Below are 24,161 nucleotides of genomic sequence, written 5' to 3' on the forward strand. Positions count from 1 at the left end.
GATTAGCCGCCCGGCGCCGGGGCAAAAATGGTCCCCAGATGGCCACTGCTTTCGCCCAGGCTGATGTTGTCGTTCAACCCCTGGCGCAGGTACGCCACCATCGCCGGTTGCAGGGCAATCGCGGTGTCGGTTTCGCGATCACCGCCCGGCACGTAGGCGCCAACGCTGATCAAGTCCCGCGCCTGCTGGAAGCGCGACCACAGCTGCTTGAATTGCTGCGCACGGCGCATGTGTTCTTCACTGACCACCGAAGGCATGACCCGGCTGATGGACGCCTCGATATCGATGGCCGGGTAATGGCCCTCTTCGGCCAGCCGCCGGGACAATACGATGTGGCCGTCGAGCACACCCCGCGCCGAGTCGGCAATCGGGTCTTGCTGGTCATCCCCCTCGGACAGCACCGTATAGAACGCAGTGATCGACCCGCCGCCCGCTTCGGCGTTACCCGCCCGTTCCACCAGCTTTGGAAGTTTGGCGAACACCGAAGGCGGATAGCCCTTGGTCGCGGGCGGCTCGCCGATCGCCAAGGCGATTTCCCGTTGCGCCTGGGCGAAACGGGTCAGCGAATCCATCAGTAAGAGGACGTTTTTACCTTTGTCGCGAAAGTATTCGGCAATCCGCGTGCAATACATGGCGGCGCGCATCCGCATCAAGGGCGCGTCATCCGCCGGGGATGCAACCACCACCGAGCGCTTGAGGCCTTCTTCACCGAGGATGTGCTCAATGAACTCCTTTACTTCGCGGCCCCGCTCCCCGATCAGCCCCACCACCACGATGTCGGCCTCGGTAAAGCGGGTCATCATGCCCAGCAGCACACTCTTGCCCACGCCCGTACCGGCGAACAGGCCCAGGCGCTGGCCACGGCCGACCGTCAATAAACCGTTGATGCTGCGGATGCCCACGTCCAGCGGCACGCTGATCGGGTTGCGTTTGAGCGGGTTGATGGTGGGGCCGTCCATTGGCACCCAGTCTTCGGCTTTCATCCCGCCTTTGCCGTCCAGCGCCCGCCCGGCGCCATCCAGCACGCGGCCGAGCATGCTCATGCCCATGGGCAAACGCCCGGTGTCTGCCAGTGGCACCACCCGGGCACCCGGCGCAATGCCCGCAACGCTGCCCACCGGCATAAGGAAAATTTTGCTGCCCGAGAAGCCCATCACTTCGGCTTCGACTTCCACCGGATGAAAGCTGTCGTCGTTGATGACCAGGCAACGACTGCCCATGGCGGCGCGCAAGCCTTCGGCCTCAAGGGTCAGGCCGACCATGCGCAGCAAGCGGCCTTCGACAATCGGCTGGCCGGGCAAGGTGATGGCCGGCGAATACGTGCTCAGGCGCTTGGCAAAACTGGTGCGTTTAAGGTGCATCAGGCGCGTCCAGGTCGACGTCAATGTCCGGCGCAGACGGGTGCAGCGCCTGTTCGTGCAATTGATCAAACAACTGGCTCATGGCCTGTTTGATACGGGTTTCGATGCTGGCATCGATCCGGCTGTGTTCAGTTTCGACGCGGCAACCGCCCGGCTGCAAGGTGTCGTCTTCGAGGATCCGCCACGCGGCGTCATGCCGCTCGCGCAGTGCTTTGACCTGGTCAAAATCCTGCGGGTTGATGAACAGGCGAATGTTGTCAGCCCCCATTGGCAACAATTTGAGGCTTTCGCGCAGGACCTGCTCAATCTGGCTGGAGTCGGTTTTCAGCTCGCGCTGGATCACCAGACGCGTCATGTGCTCGACCAGCCCCACCATGGCCTTTTCAAGTTGCACGTCCTGCTCGGCCAGCGGCGCAAACAGGCTGGCCATCAGACGCTCAAGGCTTGAAACCTTGGCGTTCAAAGCCACTTCGGCTTCCTGGCGGACCTTGAGCTGCGTGCTGTGAAACCCTTCTTTTTCGCCCGTGGCGAAGCCCTCGTTGTAGGCCTCCTGACGGATACTCTCGAGCTCTTCGAGGGTCAGTGGCTGGACTTCATCCAGCGGCACTTCTTCGCTCTCGACCGGCAGTTCTTCGACCGGTTCGGGCTCGGGTTCCGGCGCTTCGCGAAACGGGTCAAAGCTGGGCAATGACCACACGTCAAAACCGCCGACATCGCGGGCGCGAATCACATCACTGGGCGATTCACCCTTGGCATTGCTCACTTAAATCATCTCTTCGCCGCCCTTCCCGCCGAGAACGATTTCTCCGGCTTCGGCCATACGGCGGGCAATGGTGAGGATTTCTTTCTGCGCCGTTTCGACGTCGCTGACACGCACCGGGCCTTTGGCTTCGAGGTCGTCGCGCAGCAGTTCGGACGCACGCTTGGACATGTTCTTGAAGATTTTTTCCTGAACGTTGTCGTCCGAGCCTTTGAGCGCCAGTACCAGCACGTCCGAGGACACTTCGCGCAACAGCGCCTGAATGCCACGGTCGTCGACATCGGCCAGGTTGTTGAACACGAACATGAGGTCTTCGATCTGACCGGACAGGTCTTCGTCGATTTCGCGAATCGAGTCCATCAGCTGACCTTCGGTCGAGCTGTCGAGGAAGTTCATGATGTCGGCCGCACGCTTGATCCCGCCCAAGGTGGTACGGGCGGCATTGGAGTTGCCGGAGAATTGCTTCTCGAGAATCTGGTTCAGCTCTTTAAGGGCGGCAGGCTGCACGGTATTGAGGGACGAGACGCGCAGGATGATGTCCAGCCGCGCCTTGTGGTCAAAGTGGCCAAGCACTTCGCCTGCCTGGTCGGGGTCGAGGTACGCCACCACAATGGCCTGGATTTGCGGGTGCTCGAAGCGGATGACGTCCGCCACTGCGCGCGGCTCCATCCATTTCAGGCTGTCCAGGCCACTGGTGTTGCCCCCCAACAGGATGCGGTCGATCAGGCCATTGGCCTTGTCTTCGCCCAGTGCCGAGGTCAGCATTTTACGGATGTAGCTGTCAGAGCCAACGCCAAGGCTGGTCTGGTCGCCGACAATCTCGACGAACTCGCTCATCACCTGCTCAACCTGCTCACGGTGCACGTTGCGCATTTGCGCCATCGCCACACCCACGCGCTGGACTTCTTTAGGCCCCATGTGCCGCAGCACCTGGGCCGCGTCAGTTTCACCCAGGGACAGCAGCAGGATCGCGGCTTTGTCGACCCGGGTCAGCTTGAGGTTGGTGGCGGCTCGGTTGTCACTCATCAGCGTTGATCCACTCTTTCACGACCTGAGCCACGCGGCCCGGGTCTTCTGCTACCAGACTTTTGATTGCGTTCAACTGAGCGTCATACCCTTCGCTCGGGCTAGGCAACAGAATACTTTGTGGGCCACCCAGGCTGACGCGGTCGTTGGCCAACTCGCCATCCAGACCGCCAATGCCACCCAGACCGCCCAGCTCGGCATCACTGCCAAGCGCCATTTGTTTGTTGCGGCCGTGACCGGTGATGTTGTTGAGCACCGGGCGCAGCACGCCGAACACCAGCACCAGAATGAACAGCACGCCCAACACTTGTTTGACGACGTCCCAGAACCAGGGCTGCGAGTAGAACGGGATGTCGGCAATCACTTCGCCACGCTCGGCGGAGAACGGCACGTTGATCACGCTCACGCTGTCGCCACGGCTGGCATCAAAGCCCACGGCGTCTTGCACCAGACGCGTGAAACGCGCCAGTTGATCGGTGTTCCACGGCTCACGGGTGACGTCGCCGGTGGCCGGGTCAACTTTGACCTGATCGTCCACCACCACCGCGACCGACAGGCGATTGACTCGACCCTGCTGCTGCTTGGTGTGGCTGATGGAGCGGTCCAGCTCAAAGTTTTTGGTCGATTGCGAACGCTTGTCGGCCGGGTATGGCGCCAGCATCGGCTGGCCCGTGGCCGGGTCCATGATTTGCTGACCGTTGGCGTCCAGCAGCGGCTGCCCCGGCTGCACCATGCCTGCGGCGGCGGTTGCCTGACCGGTTTGTTGCGGCGCCGAAGCAGGCGCTGGCGGCTGGTTGCTCAATGCGCCCGGCACACCTTGCGGGCCATTGCTGGCGGTGCGTTGTTCATTGGTGGACTGCTCGCTGCGCAACGCCGGTTGGTCCGGGTTGAACTGCTCGGACGTCGACTCGACGGCGCTGAAATCAACGTCGGCAGACACTTCCGCCTTGTAGCGGTCATTGCCCAATACCGGTTGCAGGATGTTGTGCACGCGCTGTGTGAGCATGCTTTCCATGCGGCGGCTGTAGTCGAACTGCTTGCCAGCCATGGTCAGTTCGGAGTTTTCCGCCTGATCCGACAGCAAGTTGCCCTTCTGGTCGACAACGGTGATTTGCGACTTGGTCAACTCCGGGACACTGGTGGCCACCAGATTGATAATCGCCAGCACCTGACCCGGCTCCAGCGAGCGGCCCGAGTACAGCTCAACCAGTACCGAGGCGCTGGGCTTGCGTTCGTCGCGTACAAACACCGAGCTCTTCGGAATGGCTAGGTGCACGCGGGCACCCTTGACGTTGTTCAGGCTGGAAATGGTGCGCGCCAGCTCGCCTTCAAGGCCACGGCGATAACGCGTCGCTTCCATGAACTGGCTGGTGCCCAGGCCCTGATCCTTGTCCAGAATCTCGAAGCCGATGTTGCTGTCCGTCGGTGACACACCCGCAGCTGCCAGCTTCAGGCGGGCACGGGCGACGTCATCGGCCTTGACCAGCAAGGCGCCGGAGTTGGGCTCGACGGTGTAGGGGATGTCGGCGGTGGCCAGGGTCTCCATGACCTGTTTGGCATCCATACCGGCCAGGCTGCCGTACAGCGGCCGGTAATCGGGCTGTTGCGACCACAGCACCACGGCAAAACCAATCGCCACGCTCGCCGCCAGGCCGACCATCAGGCCGACCTGACGCAGCATGGTCATCTCGGAAAGGTTTTCCAGAAAAGACAGCCCGAACAGCGGCGGCTTGCTTTCTGTAGAGCCCGCTTTAGCCGGGACGTTATCAGCGACTGCTTCTGCCATGACCTAATATCGTCCTTAAACCGGCATCTGCATGATGTCTTGGTACGCCTGAACCAGCTTGTTGCGTACTTGGGTCAATGCCTGAAAAGAAACACTGGCTTTCTGCGATGCAATCATCACGTCAGTCAGGTCAACACCGCTCTTGCCGATTTCAAACGCATTCGACAACTGGGTCGATGCCTGCTGGGTTTCGCTGACCTTGTTGATCGCGTTGCCGAGCATATCGGAGAAGCTGGGCGCACCCATTTCAGCCGGCGCTTGCACAGCCGATTTAGGCTGGGCCATGGCGTCCATTTGCATGGCCCGCATGTCCAACATCATTCGATTAAATTCAATACCTTGGCTCATGGACTACTGTCTCCGACGGCCCGCAATTTTTTGACACTCACACAGCATCTACTGAGGTGTTAGCAACAAGGGTGCCAGTTATTTATTGATCTGGAACAAATAGCGTTACAAATGGTCGCAGACGGATGAGTGGCGCCCGAGCCGCTGCCGTGACAGGCGTCAGCTATTAAGGGGTGGCGAACAGGTACGCTTCGACATCCATGCCCGCATCGCGCATTTGCGCCAACTTGTAGCGCAAAGTGCGCGGACTGATCCCCAAACGCTCGGCGGCCTCTTTGCGGCGACCGCGTTCGGCGCGCAAGGTGTCGATAATCATCTGAAACTCGCGGCGACGCAGGTCATCGCCCAACGCGCCCGCCGACTCTAGCGGCTCCACGCCCAAGGCTTCGACAGGCGCCGACAATCTGGCGCCACCGGCAGCTGACAACGGCGCACAAGCCACAGGCCCCGACAGACAAAAATCCGCCGCCTCGATCAGCCCGCTCTGCTGCAGGATCAATGCGCGCTGAATAGCGTTGTCCAGTTCACGCACATTCCCCGGCCAGCCATAGTGGGTCAGGCACGCCTGCGCGTCAGGCGAAAAACGCACGGCGGTGTGCTTCATTTTGCTGATGTGCTTGGCCAGCAACCGCTCAGCCAGCGGCAGAATGTCGGCAGTGCGCTCGCGCAGCGGGCGCCAGGCCAGTGGAAACACTGAAAGCCGGTAGTACAAATCTTCACGAAACCGCCCCGCCGCCACTTCGCCCGCCAGATCGCGGTTAGTGGTGGCCACGACGCGAATATCCAGCGCAATTGGCTTGCGCCCGCCCACCCGCTCGACCTCACGTTCCTGCAGCACCCGCAACAGCTTGGCCTGCAAGCCCAAGGGCATTTCGGAAATTTCGTCCAACAGCAGGGTGCCGCCATCCGCTTGTTCAAACTTGCCCGCCTGGGCCGCAATCGCACCGGTGAAAGAGCCCTTTTCGTGGCCGAACAACGTCGCTTCCAGCATGTTGTCCGGAATCGCCGCACAGTTGATTGCGACAAAGGGCTGATCCACCCGACGGGAATGCTGATGAATGTAACGCGCCAACACTTCTTTGCCGGTACCGGATTCACCCGAGATCAGCACCGTGGAATCGCTGCGCGCCACGCGGGCAGCCAATTCCAGCAACTGCACGCTGGCCGGCTCGATGGCCACCGGGCCTTGGGCTTCGGCCGCGCCCAAACTGCCCAGCGCATGGCGCGCCACCAGGTCCAGCAACGCCTTGGGCTCGAACGGCTTGACCAGATAATCCGCTGCGCCTTGGCGCATGGCGTCCACCGCCCGTTCAACCGCGCCATGGGCGGTCATCAACAACACCGGCAATTGGGGTTGCTGCGCCCGTAGCAGGCCGAGCAATTCATGACCGTCCATGCCCGGCATGTTGACGTCGCTAACCACCAGACTGAAGGCTTCGCGCGAAACGGCTTGTAGCGCTTCTTCGGCAGAACCCACCGCCTGAAAGCCATGACCGGCCAGCAGCAAGGTGTCTGACAACGCTTCACGCAAGGCCCGATCGTCTTCCACCAGCAGCACGTTGATGCGCATCACCATCAGTTCGCCTCCCCAGCGCCAGTGATCAGCGGCAAGCTGAGCAGCGCGCAGGTGCCACGCCCCAGGCGCGAATGCAGTTGCAACTCGCCGTGATGCGCGCGCACCACGGCCTTGACCACGGCCAGCCCCAGACCGGTGCCCGTGGCTTTGGTGGTGAAAAACGGCTCCCCCAAACGGCTCAGCACGCGAGGTTCGATACCGCTGCCGCTGTCACTCACGCACAGGCGCAGGGTGTTATGGCGGGCGTACACATGCACCTTGAGTCGCACCTGCGCGGTGCCCGCCTGGAGCGCATTTTCAATCAGGTTCAGCAGCGCACCGACCAACGTGTCGCGATTGCAAAGCACTTCGCCATCATGGATGTCGCACTGCCAGCGCATTGCAACGCCTTCCACATGGGGCTGCGCGGCGGCTTGCAGGGACTGCATCAGCGCCTTGGGTGTGACGCGATCTGTCAGGGGCAATTCACCGCGGGCGAACACCAGCATGTCCCGGACCTGATGCTCCAGTTCATGCAGACGCTCTTTAAGGCGCCCGGCGAAGCGTTGCTGGGTCTCGACCGGCAGCTGTTGCTCAGTCAAATGGCTGGCGTAGATCAACGCCGCCGACAACGGGGTGCGGATCTGATGCGCCAGCGATGCGACCATGCGGCCCAACGAGGACAGGCGCTCATGGCGCGCCAATTGGTCTTGCAGGCGACGGGTTTCTGTCAGGTCGTTGAGCAAGACCAGTTGACCCGGCTCGGCATCCAGCGAGCGGGTGGAAATCGACAAGCGCCGACCGTCAATCAGGGAGATTTCGTGACCATCGTCTTCGCGAGGCGCAAAGCAGCGTGCGATGACATGCCGCCAGAGTTCGCCTTCCAGCGGCAGCCCCAGCAGTTCGCAGGCAGCCGGGTTGGCTTCACGCACACGGCCACGGTCGTCGATCACGATAACGCCGCCCGGCAGCAGGTCCAGCAGGTGTTGCAGGCGATTGGCCAGCCGCTCCTTTTCCGCCAGCTCGGCCATGCGCTGGGCGCTGACCACAGCCAACTCGCCCTTGAGCTCGGTCACCCGGGCTTCCAGCAAGCTGTAGGAATCGGTTAGTTGAGTCGACATCTGACTGAACAGCGAGAACGCCTGCTCGAGCCCTTCCCGACTGGCCTGCTCAACTGCGTTCAAGGGCTGAGCGGCGAGAGACATGGCTTGCCCTGCGAGATCAGGGACGGAGGACTGCTGGGCGGACTGAGGCATGGGACTTTCTCGCGTGGCTGACCGTCATTAAACGGTTCGTTAGCAGAGACTTAGCAATACCCGTGCCTAAAAAAAAGGATTTAAAAATCAGCAGGTTAAAAAACAGGCGTCAATCATCCGCCTGTTCTTCGCCTTCACGACGGCTCATCCCGTACTTGCGCATCTTTTCCACCAGGGTGGTGCGACGGATTCGCAGACGCTCAGCGGCACGGGCCACGATGCCATTGGCGTCGTCCAGCGCTTGCTGAATCAGCCCTTGCTCAAGGCCGCCGAGGTAGTCCTTAAGGTCCAGCCCTTCTGGCGGCAGCATGGCGGTGGCCGTGAAATCCGGTGTGGCATTGTTGATGGCCACGCGCTCTTCCATGTCGCTGCGCAGGCTGTCGACCAGTTGCTCGTCTTCATCATCCACGTAGCGAAATTTCTTGGGTAACTCAGCGACACCGATCACCCCGTACGGGTGCATGATCGCCATGCGCTCCACCAGGTTGGCCAGTTCACGCACGTTCCCCGGCCAGCCGTGGCGGCATAAAGACATGATGGCGGCTGAATTGAAGCGGATAGACCCGCGCTTTTCGTGCTCCATGCGCGAGATCAACTCGTTCATCAGCAACGGAATGTCTTCAACCCGTTCGCGCAAGGGGGCCATTTCAATCGGGAACACGTTCAGGCGGTAGTACAAGTCTTCGCGGAAGGCGCCGACTTCAATCATGCTTTCGAGGTTTTTGTGGGTCGCCGCAATGATGCGCACGTCGGCACACTGGGTCTTGTTGCTGCCCACGCGCTCAAACGTGCGTTCCTGCAACACACGCAGCAGTTTGACCTGCATCGGCAGGGGCATGTCGCCGATCTCGTCCAGGAACAGCGTACCGCCATTGGCCAGCTCAAAACGCCCGGCGCGGCTGGTGATGGCGCCGGTGAATGCGCCCTTCTCGTGGCCGAACAGTTCGCTTTCGAGCAGCTCAGCGGGAATCGCCCCGCAGTTGACTGGCACAAACGGCGCGTCACGGCGCTTGGAATGGTAATGCAGGTTACGCGCAACCACTTCCTTGCCGGTGCCGGACTCACCAAGGATCAGGACGCTGGCGTCGGTGTCGGCCACTTGCTGCATCATCTGGCGCACGTGCTGAATTGCACGGCTGGTGCCGACGAGGCTGCGGAATAAATTGGGTTCACGGTGCCGACCGCGCTCGCGGGCCTGGTCATACATCTCGCGATAGACCTGGGCACGGTGCAGCGAATCGAGCAATTTGCTGTAGCTGGGGGGCATTTCGAGGCTGGACAACACGCGGCGGCGCTGGTCTTCGGGCAGGTCAACCGAAGAAATTTCACCCAAAAGCAAAATTGGAAGGAACTCATCCCACGTAGCGAGTGTCTTAAGCAAGCTCGCAGTCCCGCCTGCAATACTCACGTTGCCTACAAGCACGCAGAGCACTTCACGGCTGGACGCCAGGGAACCGACAGCCTGCTGCCAATCGTTACTCGCGGCAGTTAAATTTTCTTCACCCAGAAAATTTAAAATCACCGCCAGGTCGCGGCGACGGACGCTATCGTCATCGATTAGCAGAATCTTGGTTTCACGCCACATGCAATAGCAACTTCCCTAGTCAACTCAATGCCCTGATTGAGGGGCAAGGTAGACGCCTTGACCCGTTTGGATATTTAAGACGACTGAAATCAGAAAACAGCACTAGTTAAGTCAAAAAATTGTATGCAGTCAATTTTATGGCGCTCAAAACACGCTTAACCACAAAATTTTTAGGTCTTAACCAAATAGATGGTAAACCTTTGAAGCACTTTTTGCTTGGTTGATCTGCGCCATCTGGTTAACCACGAGCTGACGCTCCCCTGTCGCGGCTTCCAGCAGCATGCGATACACCACCAGCAAGCCCTCAAGATTCTCGCGTAGCACGGCTTCGTCCACCGGCTTTTCGTCCAGCACGTGCTCAACACAATCCCGACAAGCGGTATCCAGCTCGCCAATGGCTTCCCAGTTACGCTCGGCCAGGGCATCGATCAGCGCATCACGGGTTTGTTGAATTCGTTGCAGTTGGCTCATGATGCACTCCTCGGACCGGCAGGCTTATTCTGGCGCGATTGCATCCCAACCACTTTTCACAGTGATCAGCAGGCGGGCGACTTCGTCGATCAGTTCTGGATCGTTTTTAGCATTGGCCAGGGTCAATTGTTTGGTCATGTATTCGTACAGACTGTCCAATTGACGCAGCGCTTCCTTGTCATCGGTATTCTCTTCACGCAGGCCCGCACGCAAGCCGGTGATAATGTCGATGGTCTTGGTTATCAGCAGGGCCTTCTGAGCAATATCACCTCGCGCCATGGCACCTTTGGCTTGAGCCATGCGCTCCAGAGCACCTTCCATCAGCATCTGAATCAACCGGTGCGGGCTGGCCTCGGAGATTTGAGCGTGGGAATTGACCTTCTGGTACTGACGAAGGGCGCGCATCGGGTTCATGTTTCTACCTCGTAACAGATGACCGGCAAAAATAGGGTGACTTACTACTTGTTTCGACCGGGCCCGTCAAAACTTTAACCGGCCCTGCCCTGCCCGCCTTAGCTCGACTTCGGATTATTCAGCGAGTTCAGCGTGGTCATGATGCTGGAGCTGCTGGCATTGAGCTGGGCCACCAGGGTGTCCATGGCGTTGTATTTGGCCGACAGCGAAGTTTGCAGGCTCTCGATACGGCGGTCCAGCTCAGCTTGCTGGGTCGTCAGATCGGTCAGTTTGTTGTTCAGGTCGGTGGTGCGCTGGGACAGCGTACCGGTGGTGCCGACATAGGGCTCTGTCATCTTGGTCATGCGCGAGATCAGACCGGCATCCCCAGTGAAGACTTTGGCAATGTTAGTGGCGCCATTAGGCAAGGCGACGGCCTTGTTCCACGCCTTGTCATCCAGACTTAGCAAGCCCGTTTTAGAGTCAGTGCTTACGCCCATCTGCGCGAGGCCTATGGCCGCATTCGAGCCGCTGCTGTTCAGCAACTCATTACGCAGGCCTGACACCAATTGACGCATGGATGCATCGCCTGTCAACGCCCCGGAAGTGGTGGTGGCCGAATCACCGGTGGCAGTCACTTTGGTCTGGGTATTAATGGACCCCATCAATGCGTTGTAAGCCGTGACAAATGCCTGCACAGAGGTTTTCAATGTGTCCGTATTGGCACCTACCGAAATGGTCGACGCGGCATCACCACCCACTAAAAACTCCAGCGTTACCCCACTGATGGCCGAGTCCACTTTATTGCTGGCAGACTCCATTTCCAGCCCATCAATCGAATACGTGGCGTTCTTCGGCTCAACCAGCGTGGTGTAGCCCTCAGATAAAGAAGAATTACCACTCATGGTAATTTCAGTCCCTTTACCCATAGTCGACGACGTCAGCACAAGCCGTGAACCGCTTGCATCATTCAAAACGTTGGCACTGATACCTTTGCTTTGAAGCTGCGTATTAATGGCTTCACGCACTTCTTTCATGGTCGCACCCGCGGGCACGTTCACGTCGTAATCCACACCCGATTGCGAAATGGTCAGCGTGGTTGCCTCATCACCGCTGTTGACGACGGCCGAATTCCCCCCGGCAAAGACCGGGCTACTCACCTTGGAAGCGGTTGCGAGGTTGTGCACGACCAAGTCGTACTTGCCCGTAGACGCCGTGGCATCGATGGTTACCTTGGATTTTTTCTCATCCGAGGTAGTGCCTGCCAAGCCACTGAAGCTTGACGCATCCTTGAGCTTGCCGATGGCCGTGCGATAAGCATCAAGCGCGCCTTTCACCGTACCCAATGCTGAAAGCTGGATCGTGGTCGTGGTTTGCTGCTTGGTGATCTGCGCCTGTTTAGGTGCCTTTTCGGCAGCCACCAGAGCCTTGACGATGGATTGTGTATCAACCCCCGAACCGACGCCGCTTATCGTTGAACTGGCCATCTTTTTATCTCCTTTTCGTTGGCTGCCGTTTTATTGGCTAACTGCACCTTCTCGGCAGACAACAACAAAATTCATGCCACCTCAGGCATTTGTCTGAAATAACAAACTACCGGCATCGCTCAGGCTTTGAGCCAGCTTCAATGCGGTTTCTGAGGGGAGTTGACGTATCACTTCACCACTGTGCGTGGCGATTACCTTGACCACGACCACACCGGTGGAGTCGTCAATGGAAAAATCCAGCTGGCGCTGGGTGGACTGCACGAACTCACGAATGTCGTTGACGGCCTTTTCCAGGTCTTCGCGCTTGGGCGCTGGCGCAGGGGTCACTGCGTCTTGAACCGTGGACGGGGCGGCAGGAGCCGGAGTCGATGCCGTAGCAGCTTGTTGAGCAACAGTGGCGGTGTAAGCCGCGTTCAGCTTGACGCTCATGTCCATGTCATCACCTCAACACTGAAAAAACGAAAGGGCACGTAAACGCGCCCTTCCGCTATTGACCAAGCGCCGTGATTACTGAAGCAGTTTCAGTACGGAGGATGGCAATTGGTTAGCCTGAGACAGGATCGCAGTGGAAGCCTGTTGCAGGGTTTGCTGCTTGGTCAGCTCAGCGGTTTCAGCGGCGAAGTCGGCGTCTTCTACACGGCCTTTAGCAGCGGTAGAGTTCTGCGCGATGCTTTGCAGGTTGGACACGGTGCTTGAGAAACGGTTTTGAACGGCACCCAGCTGCGAACGCTGGCTGTCGATCTGTTGCATGGCGCCGTCCAGAGCCTGGATCGCTTGCTGAGCGGAAGCAGCAGTCAGAACGCTCAGGTCGGAAACGGTGGTTTCCAGAGTCACGGCTGCAGTTTTACCTGCGTCCAGACCCAGAGCTTTAAGACCGCCACCTGCGCTACCGTCGGCAATCACAATATCTTTGTCAGCAAACAGAGCCAAGGTACCGTCAGAGTTCTTGCTGGCAGTGACACCAGTGCTTGCGCTGTTAATCGAAGAAACGATCGCGTCAGCGGTGTCACCTTTCTTGAACTTGACTTCAACGCCATTCAGGCTAATCGAAGTATCGGCCTGCAGCTTGGCCTGCGAAGTGCCAGGAGCCAGACCCAGAGCCGACAGAGCACCACTGGTTTTATTGCTCAGCGCGACATCAGAACCATCTTTAGAAGTGATTTCGATACGGCCGTTATTCAGCTTGGCCGAAGCGATACCTGCCATGCTAGCGATGCTGGTAACTACCTCGCTGACTTTTTCAGTACCCGCAAGAACGAGGTCTTCACCGTTAACGGTGATGGTACCGGCAGGCACCAGGGAATCTTCAGCCTTGGTAGTTGCTTCTGCAACGCCCAGGGCTGCGGCGCCAGCAGTGCCAGCTACAACCAGGTCAGCATTGGCAGATTTTAGGGTAATTTTGCCAGCTGTGTCTGCCGAAGCCGAAACGCCCGAGATACCCGCATCATTGATAGCTTTCGCCATATCAGCTGCCGTGGCATCTTTAGCCAGTGCAACATCAGTCCCGTTGATTTTTACAGTAGTGTCAGCCGTTGGCGGGACGGCTGCAGCTGCGCCAGTAACCGAGGCATTGACAGCCGAACCGATCGAAGTAGCGGTAAGGCCAGCCATGGCTGCGCCATTGGTTTTGGCTTCGCTGTAAGTACCTTTCAGGCCAGTGGCGCTGATGTCGGTCATGCCGAAGGAGATGGTCTGGTTGGCGTCAGCACCGATCTGGAAAGCCACGTTGTTGAACGAACCGTCCAGCAGGTTACGACCACCGAAGGTAGTGGTGTTGGCGGTACGGGTCAGCTCGCCCACTTTAGCGGTGAACTCTTGCTGCAGGGACACACGGTCAGCGTCGCTTTTGTCACCGTTGGAAGCTTGCAGAGCCAGCTCACGCAGACGTTGCAGGGTGTTGGTGGACTCTTGCATTGCGCCTTCAGCGGTCTGAGCAATCGAAACGCCGTTGTTGGCGTTGGCGATGGCTACGTTCAGACCTTTCACCTGGTTGCCCAGACGGTTGGCGATTTGCATGCCGGCCGCGTCGTCTTTGGCGCTGTTGATTTTCAGGCCAGAAGACAGGCGGTTCATCGAAGTGCTGAGAGCGTCGGCAGCCTTGTTGAGGTTCTTCTGAACACCCAGCGACGTGATGTTGGTATTTACTGATAAAGCCATGACGAATTCCTCGTGGGTTGAATACTGCGGCTTCCGGCCCTGGCAACCGCCGGGTGTGGCCTAGAGAACCTTCGTAATAGTTATCGTCGTGAAAGCAGGTTGCTTGAGGGCTTTTTTGAATTTTTTTACTGGCCGGGTGCCATCCCTTGTATTTCAGGGGGTTAAGCGGCCGCAGAATGCAAAACGCCCATGGCTTTGGCGGCCACGGGCGTTGGGTAATTGCATAAAACGACTTAAGGGCGGTAGATGATCGCCGAGCCCCAGGACAGGCCCACACCAAAGCCACTGAGCGCCACGCGCTTCCAGGTGGTGTCCATGGCGTGTTTTTCCAGCAGCAGCGGAATGCTCGACGACACGGTGTTACCGGTCTCGACCATGTCCTTGATGAACTTCTCGGGCTCGCCTTCAAAACGCCGCGCCACGGCATCCACAATGGCCGCACTGCCCTGGTGGATACAGAACGCGTCGATGTCTTGAGCCTTGAGGTCCGATTCATCGAGCAACTCGTGCAAGTGCGCCGGCACTTTGAGCAACGCGAAATTGAACACTTGACGCCCGTTCATGAAGAACACGCCATCGGTAACTTTCAGGTGCGGCGCGCCCGAACCGTCGGTGCCGAACTTGGCCTTGCCCAGCTGCCAGAGCGCGTCTTCGCCCATCCAGGTGGCCGTGGCGGCGTCACCGAACAGCATGGTGGTGTTGCGGTCTTCCGGGTCGACGATTTTGGAGTACGGGTCAGCGGTGATCAGCAGGCCGTTTTTCAGGCCAGTGGCTTCCATGAAGCCCTTCATCGCGTAGAGGCCGTACACATAGCCTGAACAGCCGAGGGAAATATCAAATGCCGCGACGTGGGTCGGCAGGCCGAGCTTGTCCTGCACGATGGCGGCGGTATGGGGCAAGCCTTCTTCATCACCGTTTTGGGTGATGACGATCAGCGCATCGATGGACTCGCGCTTGAGATGAGGGTTATTGGCGAACAGCGCATTGGCCGCTTCGACACACAGATCCGAGGTTTCCTGGTCAGCATCTTTGCGCGGCAGGAATGCCGAACCAATCTTGCCCAGAATAAATTCTTCGTCCTTGGAGAACTTCGCGCCCTGGGCATAGTTGTCTACGCCGTTTGCAGGCACGTAACTGGCGATGCTTTTAATGCCAATCATTGTGGCTTCCCAATACTGAATAGCTGGAGATCACCCGCTCAGGAATCGAGGGGCGTTAACAATAAAAGGGCTTCGCCGCGCCAAAAATGCAGCGAATGTGGATGCCTGAAAATACCCAAAACGGCCTGTGAAAAGCCCGGCACCCGCCCGTACGTTTCACACGATACAGTGAAGATGCGCGTTATGACTCATAGGTCACTCTATTTTGTGTGGTTTATACAAAACGTTTCAACGCGACTTTCAGATAATCACGCGCACGCTGATGCCGCCACAGGGGCCGCCAGCCGGGGAAAAGAGAGGGTTTACAGTGCGCTCGCCGTGACAAGCCACTCATCGAGAGGCTGTCACGGCGCACAAGGCGGGATCAGATCTTGTTGAACAGGCTCAACTGGGAGATTTTCACGAAGGCCAACTGCGAGGCTTCGAGCATGGCTTTCTGGAAGGCCAGATCAATGGATGCCCCGGCCAGATTCGTGTTGCCAATAGCCGCAATCGTCGACTTGTTGGCCATCACCATGCTTTCGTTTTCGGCCGTCTGGGTGTCCACGGCTTTCAATCGTGCGCCAATCGAACCCCGCGCAGTGTCGACACCGGCACTGGCGTTTTTCAGGTTGCCAATGGCCGAGTTGATCGCATCCCGCTGCTTCTGCTGCGCAAGCACATCGCCATCACTGGGCGTGGCCAGCGCTTGTCGCAACTGGCTGATGGTGTCCAGCGCACTCTGACTCTGATGATTATTTGCGCTGACCACAAACTGGTCGCCCGCTGCGCGCGCGCCGTTAAAGTCAAACGTCACGCCCATCGCCGTCAGTGAATCGCCCGTCATGGTGCCCTTGGCAATCGACTTGCTGTTGGCCGTCATGGGTTGAGCATAAATTTCATACTCGGTGTCGCTGGTGAATTTGATCACCGCGCCACTGGCCGGAAAGCTGTCGCCATAGGCCTTAGGATCGTTAACGGTGCTGCCAGTGATTTGCGCGGTCGAAGCATTACCCGGCGAACGTGATGCGTTGAACGAGTCCGGCTTGGCTTCAAGGGTAAAGATGTGGCCCTTGACCGCATCGTCCTGATCCGCTGCCGCGATGTCCTTGAGGTTCAGGTTGATATCAAAATCCACCCCCCGCAGGCTGATGCTATGAGCGCCTTCCTTGGTGGCGTCGAACACGCCGTTACCCGGCACCTCGGAGGTGATGTCGTTGCCCGAGCCGTCGCGCACCACGTACTGCGTGCTGCTGAGGAACTCCACCTGATAAGGCTGGCCCTGGGAAAAATCTTTGTTGAACACAGGACTTGAGGTGATCAGGCCACCCGACACCGAGACCGTGCCATCCACAGCCGTCGCGGGCTTGGTGGTGAGTTCAGCCTGCGTGCGACCGGTATTGATAGCACCATCAAAGATGCTTTTGGCAGTGTCACTGCCCGCGAGGGTGAGCGTGTCAGACACCTTCAGGTTCAGTTGCGTGTCATCACCCTGATAGGTGTAGGTCCCGTCGTTGTTACGGGTATACGGCGGCGTATCGGTTTTGGAGCCGGAAAACATGTAGTTACCCGAAGCGTCCTTACTGTTGAGCAGGCTGAACACCTGATCTTCGATATTGCCCAATTCATTGGCTATCGACAGCCGGTCTGCATCACTGACCACGCCACCGCCCGCTTGCAACGCCAGCTCGCTGGCTTTTTGCAGGGCATTGTTGATCGTGTCGAGCACCGACTCCTGATTGGCCAGAGACGATTTAATGCTGTTCATGTTAGTGGTGTACTGCGCCAGCATGTCTTGCTGTTGCTGCAGTTGCAGCAGGCGCCCGGCACCGACCGGGTCATCGGCGGCTGTCTGGATTCGCACGCCGGAATCGATCTGCTCCTGGGTTTTAATCACCGAGGAGTAATTGCTCTGGTACTTGGACGAGGTGGTCTCGAAGAACTGGGCAGTAGAAATACGCATCGTCGATAACTCCCTTAAATACTGTTGATCAGCGTCGTGAAGGTATCCTGCGCGACCTTGATGATCTGCGACGATGCCGTGTAGTACTGCTGAAACTTGACGAGGTTGGACGCTTCTTCGTCCAGGTTGACCTGCGATACCGAGCTGCGGCTGGCAGCTGCGTAAGACAACGCTGCATTGGTGGCCGTGCCGTCAACTTGAGCCTGGCTGGCCTTGCCGCCCACCTTGGACACCAACTGGCTGTAGGACGTGGCCATGCTCACGCCACCGCCGCCGCTGTTCACGCCGACGGTGGGTTTGGTTTGCAGGTCGAGCAGTTTGTTGGCGTTGGTGTTGTCCGCCTTGCCGTCTTTGTTGAACTTGATGTCAAAGCTGTCGCCCTTACCGGGAGAACCACTGATGGTGGTCTCGAAGCCGACGGTTTTCTTCGAACCGTCCGGATTCAGCACCGGCTGACCGGCGGCGTCCAGTACCGGCACATTGATCGTGACCTTGTTGTCCTGACCCGGCACGATCGTGCCTTTGCCGATTTCTTCGCCTTTTTCATTCAGTACGCGATAGCCCTGAACGCCGTTGGCCGCTTCATCAAATGCCAGACGAACAGGCATGGCGCCTTCGATCTCGCTTTGCGCCAGGCCCAGGTCCGCGCCGCCGTAGATATTCAGCGCCTGGGATAAGTCCAGACCACCGACCAAACCGGTGCCGCTGTTGGAGCCACCCTGGCTCGCCACCAGCGGGCCGGCCAGCGCCAACTTGCTGGCGTCGGTCATTTGCACGCCTATATTGGTCGCGCCACTGCGGGTCGGGCTGACTTTGAACGTGTCGCCCTTATCCAGACCACCGCCATTGAGATTGAGGGTAAAACCGTCAATTTCAGGTGCTGGCTTCTGGTCCAGTTTGTAAGCGCCCATGACCGTGCCGTCGGAACGCTTCACCGTGTAGTCATTGCTGCTGCTGAACGTCACCTCATAGTCGTAGGTGGTCAGCGCGCCGCTGTTGGTAATGGTCACATCCAGATTGCCTGACCCGGCGCTGTTGCCGGTCGAGGCCAGGCTGCGTTCGCTGATGGCTTTGGCACTGTTGATGTTGTTGAACAGTGACGCGCCGAATTCGCCGTTAGCATCCAGGCCCTGCCCCAGTTGCTGATTGATCGCATCGGCAACCACCAGCGCGGTGCGCCCCAGCTCATTGATCGCAGGCGCCAGCACATCATCACGGTAACGCAGCAGGCCGCCGATCTTGCCGCCGCTGATGACAGACGTCACATCCGAACTGGAAGACGCGTAGTTGATCTGGATCGTGTATTGGCTCTTGTCGGTTTTACCCGGCACGGCCGACAACGTATTGGACGTGTTGCCCAACACCAGCGATTGCCCGGTGCCGAGGGTGATGTCGTACACGTTGTCGTGCTCTTGCACCGTCACGCCGACCAGTTCGTTGAGCGAACGGACAGCTTCGTTACGCGCATCCAGCAGGTCGTTGGGCGTGTTGCCGCCCGTCGTCGCCTGGGCGATTTGCTTGTTCAGCGAAGCAATGGTCGCCGTGTGCTGGTTGACCATAGAGGTCAGGGTTTCCAGCTGGCTGTTGACGCCTTCGTTTTGCTGGTTGAGCTGGCTGGCAATGGCGTTGAAACGGTTGCTCAGGGTCTTGGCATTGCCCAGCAGCAAGTCACGAGACGACGCGTCGCCCGGTGCTGCCGCTGCGGTCTGCAGCGAGGCAAAGAAACTGCTCAACGCCGCCGACACGCCCGTGCTCTTATCCGACAGCAGTTTGTCGATCGGGCCGATTTGGTCGAGGTAGGCTTGCGCGTCGCCATTGAGCGATGTGGTGGTTTGCAACTGGGCGTCGAGGTAGGCGTTGTAGACGCGACGCACGTCCGCCAGCGTGGTGCCGGTGCCGATAAAGACCCCGCCCACTTGCTGCGAGCCTGCCGTGCCCTGCACGATTTGCTGGCGCGAATAGCCCGCCGCGTTGGCGTTGGCAATGTTATTGCCGACCGTGGCCAATGCCCCTTGACTGGCGTTCAGCCCCGACATCCCGATGTTGATCAAACTCGCCATGGTTCAAACCTTATAAATGCGCGAAGGAACCTGTTGAGGCATAGCTCTGGTAGGTCTTCATTTGTTTGGCTATCTGCGAAATCTTGCTGGCGTAATTCGGGTCGGTTGCGTAACCGGCCTTCTGCAGCTCGCGTACAAATTGTTCTGGTTTATCGGCAGCGCTCAGCACTTCTTTATAACGATTGTTGCTCTGCAACAACGTGACCAGGTCGTGGAAGCTGTCCTGGTAAGAGTCGTAGGAACGGAAGGCCGCCGTTTCCTTGACCATCTGCCCGCCTTTGAACTCACTGGTGATGGCACGCGCCTGAGCACCCTGCCAACTGCCGGTGGCCTTGATGCCGAACAGGTTGTGGCTGCTGGTGCCATCTTGTTGACGCATGACCGATTTGCCCCAGCCGGTTTCCAGTGCCGCTTGCGCCACCAGGTACAGCGGGTCGACGCCGATGCGGTCGGCGGCTTGCTGGGCCATCGGCAACATGGTGGCCACGAACGCATCCGGCGATTCAAAGGCTTTTTTGGCGGGCGCCAAGGGTGGCTGGGCCACGGCACGGCCATACACCTGCATCCGCCCCTGCGCGCCAGCGGCACTGACCATCGGCTGCCGACTGCCCTTGAGCACGGCGTCCATTGACGCGCTGGTGCGCTCCGGCACTGCCGCCGTATTGATCGTGGCGCGGGCCGGGTCAGCCGATGGCACAATGCCTGCCAGCAACCGGTCGGTGAGTTTGGTGGGCAAGGCCAGACGCCGCTGATTGAGCAGTGCCATGTCATTTTGATGGCCGCCCTGCCCTGCACCCGGTGCCAGCGCCACCCGCGCCGCCCACAACGGCCGCTGGCCATTGGAACGGATAAACGGGCTGTCAGCCGGGGTCACCGCTGCGGTTGGGGTGGCGGCCTTGGCCTCAGCGGTCAGGGCCGTAGCCGCGGGTGTTTCGCCCGGCACGGCCGCTTTGTTTTTCGACATCTGACGCATCAACACGTCTGCCAGGCCAATGCCGCCACCCTGCCGCGACAACGTCACGGACAACTGCTGGTCGTACATTTCCTGATACTGCTTGGCCGCCGGGGTGTTGAGCGGGTTGTCCTTGCCCAGCACTTCGTTGGCCGAGCGCATCGACTTGAGCATTTCGTTGAGAAACAGCGACTCGAATTCCTGCGCCACTTTGCGCATGTTGCCGTCGCTTTCGCGGTCGCCCACTTTCAGGTTGTTCAGACGGTTCAGGTCGGTGAACGCCCCCGAATCACTGCCGCTGACGACACCACTCTTACGCATATCCATGATGCCGGCCTCAGATCACAATCAGGTCGGCTTGCAGCGCGCCGGCCTGTTTCAGTGCTTCAAGAATCGCCATCAAGTCGCCTGGCGCCGCCCCCACCTGATTCACCGCACGTACGATTTCATCCAGTGTGGTGCCCGGACCGAACTTGAACATCGGCTTGGCTTCCTGTTGCGCATTAACCCGCGAGCGCGGCACCACAGCCGTCTGGCCGTTGGACAACGGACCGGGCTGGCTGACAATCGGGTCTTCGGTGATGGTCACGGTCAAGCTGCCGTGGGTCACCGCCGCAGGCGATACCTTGACGTTTTGGCCGATTACGATAGTGCCCGTACGCGAATTGATGATGACTTTGGCCACCGCTTGGCCCGGGTCCACTTCCAGGTTTTCCAGAATTGACAGGTAGTCCACGCGCTGGCTTGGGTCCAGGGGCGCGGTGACGCGGATCGAGCCGCCGTCGATGGCTTGCGCGACGCCAGGGCCGAGCAAGTCATTGATCTTGTCCACCACGCGCTTGGCGGTGGTGAAGTCAGAGCGATTGAGGTTCAGCGTCAGGCTGTTGCCCTGGTTGAAACCACTGGGCACGGCGCGCTCAACCGAAGCACCGCCGGGAATACGGCCGGCCGAGGGCACGTTAACCGTGATTTTCGAGCCGTCGCGACCTTCCGCATCAAAACCGCCCACCACCAGGTTGCCCTGGGCGATGGCATACACATTGCCATCGATGCCTTTCAACGGTGTCAGCAACAGCGTCCCGCCGCGCAGGCTTTTGGAGTTACCGATGGAGGAAACGGTGATATCAACCACCTGCCCCGGCTTCGCAAACGCGGGCAAGTCTGCACTGACCGACACCGCGGCGACGTTTTTCAACTGTACGTTGCCCGAACCCGGCGGCACTTTAATGCCGAATTGCGACAGCATGTTGTTGAACGTTTGCAGGGTAAACGGGGTTTGCGTGGTCTGGTCGCCCGTGCCGTTAAGCCCGACCACCAAGCCGTAGCCGATCAATTGGTTGGACCGCACGCCAGAAATGCTGGCGATGTCCTTCAACCGCTCGGCGTGGGCGCCAAGGGCTGTGGACAGTAGCAGTACGGCTGCCAGCAGATGCTTGAGGTTGAACATGGTTCGGGCCATCACTTGAATAAAAACACTGATAAAAGGTTCGCTTAGAACGGGAACAGCGGGCTCAGGAAGAAACGGTCGAACCAGCCCGGCTGACTCGCATCGGCAAACGAGCCGGTGCCCGAGTAAGTGATGCGCGCATCGGCCACACGGGTCGACGACACCGTGTTGTCGGTGGCGATGTCATCGGCACGCACCAGACCGGCAATACGCACCAGCTCGTCCCCGGTATTGAGGGTCATCCACTTCTCGCCGCGTACCGCGATGATGCCGTTGGGCAAGACGTCAGCCACCGTCACCGTAATCGAACCGGTCAGGCTGTTACCCTGCCCGGCCTTGCTGTCGCCCTTGCTGGCGCGGCTGCCGCTGTACCCGGCGTTCAGGCTCAGGTCACCACTGCCCAGCGGGTTGTTGGTGGTCAGGCCACTGCCGAACAACGAGGTCAGGCCGATACTGGTGTTGCTGTTCTTGCCGATCTGCGAGTTGGCGTTTTTGCTCGCCTGCGTTTTCTCGTTCAGGGTGATGGTGATGATGTCACCGACCCGGAACGCCTTGCGGTCGCTGTACAGGTTCTGTTCAAAGCCTGCCTGGTAGATCGAGCCATTATTGGCCGCCGCCGGTAACGGCGTGCGCGGCAACACTGGCGCATAGTACGGATCGTTCGCCCGTGGTGGTGGGCTGACACAGCCGGCCAGCAAGGTGATACCGCCCAATGCCAGAACAGAAAACAAGCGTTTCATGACCTCTCCCGCGCGTGCAGGCGACCGTCAGGCCGCCTTGTCTACGTGATTACAGATTTTGCGTAACGAACGACAGCATTTGGTCGGCGGTAGAGATGACTTTGGAGTTCATCTCGTAGGCGCGCTGCGTGGTGATCATGTTGACCATTTCTTCCACGGTGCTGACGTTGGACGTCTCAAGCATGCTTTGCATGGTCAGACCGAAACCGTTCAGGCCCGGTGTACCGATTTGCGGCGCACCGCTGGAAGCGGTTTCCAGGAACAGGTTGCCGCCCTGAGCCTGCAAGCCGGCCGGGTTGATGAAGTCGGCGGTTTGCAGGTTACCGATCACTTGCGCGGCCGGGTTGCCGGCGATGGTCACCGACACGGTGCCGTCCTGGCCCACGGTGAAGGTCTGCGCGTCAGGCGGAACCACAATCGCCGGCTCCAGCGCAAAACCATTGGCCGTCACGATCTGGCCGTTGGAATCGAGATGGAAAGTACCGTCACGGGTGTAGGACGTGGTGCCGTCCGGCTGCATGATCTGGAAAAAACCACGGCCGTTGATGGCCAGGTCGAGCGGCTGCTCGGTGGTTTGCAGGCTACCGGCCTGAAAGTTCTTCTGCGTGCCCACGATGCGCACACCCGTCCCCACTTGCAGGCCCGAAGGCAACTCGCTGTCCTGGGTCGATTGCGCGCCGGGCTGGCGTTTGATCTGGTAAAGCAAGTCCTGGAACTCGGCCCGATCACGCTTGAAGCCCGTGGTCGATACGTTGGCCAAGTTGTTGGAAATAGTGGTCAGGTTGGTGTCTTGTGCAGCCAAACCTGTTTTAGCAACCCAGAGTGCCGGAAGCATGCAGTTCTCCTCGCGCGCCGGTTTTTCGGCGCCGCGTTAAATAATTAGCTGATGGACAGGACGCGCGTCATGGCCTGATCGTCTTCTTTGGCGGTGTTCATCATCTTGATGTGCAGCTCGAACTGCTTGGCCAGCGCCAGCACCGAGGTCATTTCATCCACCGCGTTGACGTTGCTGGCTTCCAGAAAGCCCGACACCACACGCACGTTGGCATCCGCCACCGCTGGCTGACCGTCTTTGGTGTGGATCAAACCGTCGAGGCCCTTGGTCATGTTCTTCAGGTCGGGCTGCACCATCTTGATCCGGTCGACTTCAGCCATCACCCGCGGGCCTTCGCCCATGGCGCGGATGCTGATGGTGCCATCTTCCCCGACTTCGATCTGTTGCTGCGGCGGTACGGCAATCGGCCCGCCATTGCCCATGATCGGCATGCCGTTGCCGGCCCGCAAAATGCCCAGGGCATCGACGTTCATGCTCGTCGTGCGCACGTAGGCTTCGCTGCCGTCAGGCGCTTGCACGGCCAGCCAGCCATTGCCCTGCACCGCCACGTCCAGGTCACGCCCGGTTTCTACCAGTGCGCCGGGTGTGAAGTCCGTGGCCGGGCGTTCCGACAGTGCAAAGGCACGCGCCGGAAAGCTGTCGCCGAACACCGGCATCGAACGCGCCTGTTCAAGGTCACGTTGAAAACCGTTGGTTGAGATGTTCGCCAGATTGTTGGCATGCGCCTTCTGCGCCAGTGCGTTCTGGCTGGCGCCGGTCATTGCCACATAAAGGTACTTGTCCACAGTCTTTCCTCTGCCTGACGGACGCTTGCCGCCCACCGCTGTACTGCAGAGCTCT

The 24,161-nt window shown here is 59.2% G+C and carries 21 protein-coding genes; all 21 read right to left on the reverse strand.

Annotated features, from left to right (window positions below; translation table 11 throughout):
* Window positions 1-2 precede the first annotated feature (2 nt).
* Entirely contained in the window at window positions 3-1,361 is a 1,359-nt protein-coding gene (gene fliI / locus HBN61_RS01660; RefSeq protein WP_094992286.1) for a flagellar protein export ATPase FliI, read from the reverse strand.
* Window positions 1,351-2,124, reverse strand: a complete 774-nt coding sequence (gene fliH / locus HBN61_RS01665; RefSeq protein WP_094992287.1) for a flagellar assembly protein FliH — start codon at window positions 2,122-2,124, stop codon at window positions 1,351-1,353. The genes fliI and fliH overlap by 11 nt, the downstream gene beginning before the upstream one ends.
* Window positions 2,125-3,147 carry a flagellar motor switch protein FliG gene (gene fliG, locus HBN61_RS01670; RefSeq protein WP_047275955.1) on the reverse strand — a complete coding sequence of 341 codons (1,023 nt, stop codon included), beginning with the start codon at window positions 3,145-3,147 and terminating at the stop codon, window positions 2,125-2,127.
* Window positions 3,140-4,933, reverse strand: a complete 1,794-nt coding sequence (gene fliF / locus HBN61_RS01675) for a flagellar basal-body MS-ring/collar protein FliF (RefSeq protein WP_169963522.1) — start codon at window positions 4,931-4,933, stop codon at window positions 3,140-3,142. Before fliF ends, fliG begins: the two co-directional genes overlap by 8 nt.
* Window positions 4,934-4,948: 15 nt before the next feature.
* Complete coding sequence (gene fliE / locus HBN61_RS01680; protein WP_094992289.1) at window positions 4,949-5,281, reverse strand: flagellar hook-basal body complex protein FliE; 333 nt, start codon at window positions 5,279-5,281, stop codon at window positions 4,949-4,951.
* Window positions 5,282-5,447: 166 nt separating this feature from the next.
* The gene (locus tag HBN61_RS01685; protein ID WP_170046079.1) at window positions 5,448-6,851 is read right to left on the reverse strand and encodes a sigma-54-dependent transcriptional regulator; all 1,404 of its coding nucleotides are present in this window, start codon (window positions 6,849-6,851) and stop codon (window positions 5,448-5,450) included.
* 5 nt (window positions 6,852-6,856) lie between these two features.
* Window positions 6,857-8,041, reverse strand: coding sequence for a sensor histidine kinase (locus HBN61_RS01690; RefSeq protein WP_169963524.1), 1,185 nt, complete (start codon window positions 8,039-8,041; stop codon window positions 6,857-6,859).
* 160 nt (window positions 8,042-8,201) lie between these two features.
* The gene (locus HBN61_RS01695) at window positions 8,202-9,677 is read right to left on the reverse strand and encodes a sigma-54 dependent transcriptional regulator (protein ID WP_094992291.1); all 1,476 of its coding nucleotides are present in this window, start codon (window positions 9,675-9,677) and stop codon (window positions 8,202-8,204) included.
* Window positions 9,678-9,854: 177 nt separating this feature from the next.
* Complete coding sequence (gene fliT, locus HBN61_RS01700) at window positions 9,855-10,148, reverse strand: flagellar protein FliT (protein WP_094992292.1); 294 nt, start codon at window positions 10,146-10,148, stop codon at window positions 9,855-9,857.
* Window positions 10,149-10,172: 24 nt separating this feature from the next.
* The gene (fliS, locus tag HBN61_RS01705) at window positions 10,173-10,562 is read right to left on the reverse strand and encodes a flagellar export chaperone FliS (RefSeq protein ID WP_048375740.1); all 390 of its coding nucleotides are present in this window, start codon (window positions 10,560-10,562) and stop codon (window positions 10,173-10,175) included.
* A 98-nt stretch (window positions 10,563-10,660) separates the two neighbouring features.
* Window positions 10,661-12,028 carry a flagellar filament capping protein FliD gene (gene fliD, locus HBN61_RS01710; RefSeq protein WP_169963526.1) on the reverse strand — a complete coding sequence of 456 codons (1,368 nt, stop codon included), beginning with the start codon at window positions 12,026-12,028 and terminating at the stop codon, window positions 10,661-10,663.
* Between the two features lie 81 nt (window positions 12,029-12,109).
* Window positions 12,110-12,463: a flagellar protein FlaG gene (locus tag HBN61_RS01715; RefSeq protein ID WP_094992294.1), complete on the reverse strand. Its 354-nt coding sequence runs from the start codon at window positions 12,461-12,463 to the stop codon at window positions 12,110-12,112.
* A gap of 72 nt (window positions 12,464-12,535) precedes the next feature.
* Entirely contained in the window at window positions 12,536-14,185 is a 1,650-nt protein-coding gene (locus HBN61_RS01720) for a flagellin N-terminal helical domain-containing protein (protein ID WP_170046036.1), read from the reverse strand.
* A 233-nt stretch (window positions 14,186-14,418) separates the two neighbouring features.
* Window positions 14,419-15,345, reverse strand: a complete 927-nt coding sequence (locus HBN61_RS01725) for a ketoacyl-ACP synthase III (protein ID WP_047294556.1) — start codon at window positions 15,343-15,345, stop codon at window positions 14,419-14,421.
* A 364-nt stretch (window positions 15,346-15,709) separates the two neighbouring features.
* The gene (locus HBN61_RS01730; RefSeq protein ID WP_170046037.1) at window positions 15,710-17,287 is read right to left on the reverse strand and encodes a flagellar hook-associated protein 3; all 1,578 of its coding nucleotides are present in this window, start codon (window positions 17,285-17,287) and stop codon (window positions 15,710-15,712) included.
* 14 nt (window positions 17,288-17,301) lie between these two features.
* Window positions 17,302-19,347, reverse strand: coding sequence for a flagellar hook-associated protein FlgK (gene flgK, locus HBN61_RS01735; RefSeq protein WP_170046038.1), 2,046 nt, complete (start codon window positions 19,345-19,347; stop codon window positions 17,302-17,304).
* 10 nt (window positions 19,348-19,357) lie between these two features.
* Window positions 19,358-20,626 (reverse strand): flagellar assembly peptidoglycan hydrolase FlgJ, encoded by a 1,269-nt coding sequence (flgJ, locus tag HBN61_RS01740; protein ID WP_170046039.1) that lies wholly within the window; start codon window positions 20,624-20,626, stop codon window positions 19,358-19,360.
* A gap of 10 nt (window positions 20,627-20,636) precedes the next feature.
* Window positions 20,637-21,746, reverse strand: coding sequence for a flagellar basal body P-ring protein FlgI (locus tag HBN61_RS01745; RefSeq protein ID WP_094992299.1), 1,110 nt, complete (start codon window positions 21,744-21,746; stop codon window positions 20,637-20,639).
* 44 nt (window positions 21,747-21,790) lie between these two features.
* Complete coding sequence (flgH, locus tag HBN61_RS01750; RefSeq protein ID WP_094992300.1) at window positions 21,791-22,486, reverse strand: flagellar basal body L-ring protein FlgH; 696 nt, start codon at window positions 22,484-22,486, stop codon at window positions 21,791-21,793.
* A gap of 49 nt (window positions 22,487-22,535) precedes the next feature.
* Entirely contained in the window at window positions 22,536-23,321 is a 786-nt protein-coding gene (gene flgG, locus HBN61_RS01755; protein WP_047275985.1) for a flagellar basal-body rod protein FlgG, read from the reverse strand.
* A 44-nt stretch (window positions 23,322-23,365) separates the two neighbouring features.
* The gene (locus HBN61_RS01760; RefSeq protein ID WP_170046040.1) at window positions 23,366-24,106 is read right to left on the reverse strand and encodes a flagellar basal body rod protein FlgF; all 741 of its coding nucleotides are present in this window, start codon (window positions 24,104-24,106) and stop codon (window positions 23,366-23,368) included.
* Window positions 24,107-24,161: the final 55 nt, after the last annotated feature.

This window comes from Pseudomonas sp. WS 5071, assembly GCF_012985765.1.
Classification (GTDB): Bacteria; Pseudomonadota; Gammaproteobacteria; order Pseudomonadales; family Pseudomonadaceae; genus Aquipseudomonas; species Aquipseudomonas lundensis_A.

What these genes read in the sequence shown, in the direction of transcription:
- HBN61_RS01685 (WP_170046079.1), bottom strand. Translation starts at nt 6,851, where the DNA reads ATGCGCATCAACGTGCTGCTGGTGGAAGACGATCGGGCCTTGCGTGAA.
- fliG (WP_047275955.1), bottom strand. Translation starts at nt 3,147, where the DNA reads ATGAGTGACAACCGAGCCGCCACCAACCTCAAGCTGACCCGGGTCGAC.
- fliF (WP_169963522.1), bottom strand. Translation starts at nt 4,933, where the DNA reads ATGGCAGAAGCAGTCGCTGATAACGTCCCGGCTAAAGCGGGCTCTACA.
- HBN61_RS01730 (WP_170046037.1), bottom strand. Translation starts at nt 17,287, where the DNA reads ATGCGTATTTCTACTGCCCAGTTCTTCGAGACCACCTCGTCCAAGTAC.
- flgK (WP_170046038.1), bottom strand. Translation starts at nt 19,347, where the DNA reads ATGGCGAGTTTGATCAACATCGGGATGTCGGGGCTGAACGCCAGTCAA.
- fliS (WP_048375740.1), bottom strand. Translation starts at nt 10,562, where the DNA reads ATGAACCCGATGCGCGCCCTTCGTCAGTACCAGAAGGTCAATTCCCAC.
- HBN61_RS01715 (WP_094992294.1), bottom strand. Translation starts at nt 12,463, where the DNA reads ATGGACATGAGCGTCAAGCTGAACGCGGCTTACACCGCCACTGTTGCT.
- HBN61_RS01725 (WP_047294556.1), bottom strand. Translation starts at nt 15,345, where the DNA reads ATGATTGGCATTAAAAGCATCGCCAGTTACGTGCCTGCAAACGGCGTA.
- HBN61_RS01745 (WP_094992299.1), bottom strand. Translation starts at nt 21,746, where the DNA reads ATGTTCAACCTCAAGCATCTGCTGGCAGCCGTACTGCTACTGTCCACA.
- fliI (WP_094992286.1), bottom strand. Translation starts at nt 1,361, where the DNA reads ATGCACCTTAAACGCACCAGTTTTGCCAAGCGCCTGAGCACGTATTCG.
- fliE (WP_094992289.1), bottom strand. Translation starts at nt 5,281, where the DNA reads ATGAGCCAAGGTATTGAATTTAATCGAATGATGTTGGACATGCGGGCC.
- flgG (WP_047275985.1), bottom strand. Translation starts at nt 23,321, where the DNA reads ATGCTTCCGGCACTCTGGGTTGCTAAAACAGGTTTGGCTGCACAAGAC.
- fliD (WP_169963526.1), bottom strand. Translation starts at nt 12,028, where the DNA reads ATGGCCAGTTCAACGATAAGCGGCGTCGGTTCGGGGGTTGATACACAA.
- HBN61_RS01720 (WP_170046036.1), bottom strand. Translation starts at nt 14,185, where the DNA reads ATGGCTTTATCAGTAAATACCAACATCACGTCGCTGGGTGTTCAGAAG.
- flgJ (WP_170046039.1), bottom strand. Translation starts at nt 20,626, where the DNA reads ATGGATATGCGTAAGAGTGGTGTCGTCAGCGGCAGTGATTCGGGGGCG.
- fliT (WP_094992292.1), bottom strand. Translation starts at nt 10,148, where the DNA reads ATGAGCCAACTGCAACGAATTCAACAAACCCGTGATGCGCTGATCGAT.
- HBN61_RS01690 (WP_169963524.1), bottom strand. Translation starts at nt 8,041, where the DNA reads ATGTCTCTCGCCGCTCAGCCCTTGAACGCAGTTGAGCAGGCCAGTCGG.
- HBN61_RS01695 (WP_094992291.1), bottom strand. Translation starts at nt 9,677, where the DNA reads ATGTGGCGTGAAACCAAGATTCTGCTAATCGATGACGATAGCGTCCGT.
- flgH (WP_094992300.1), bottom strand. Translation starts at nt 22,486, where the DNA reads ATGAAACGCTTGTTTTCTGTTCTGGCATTGGGCGGTATCACCTTGCTG.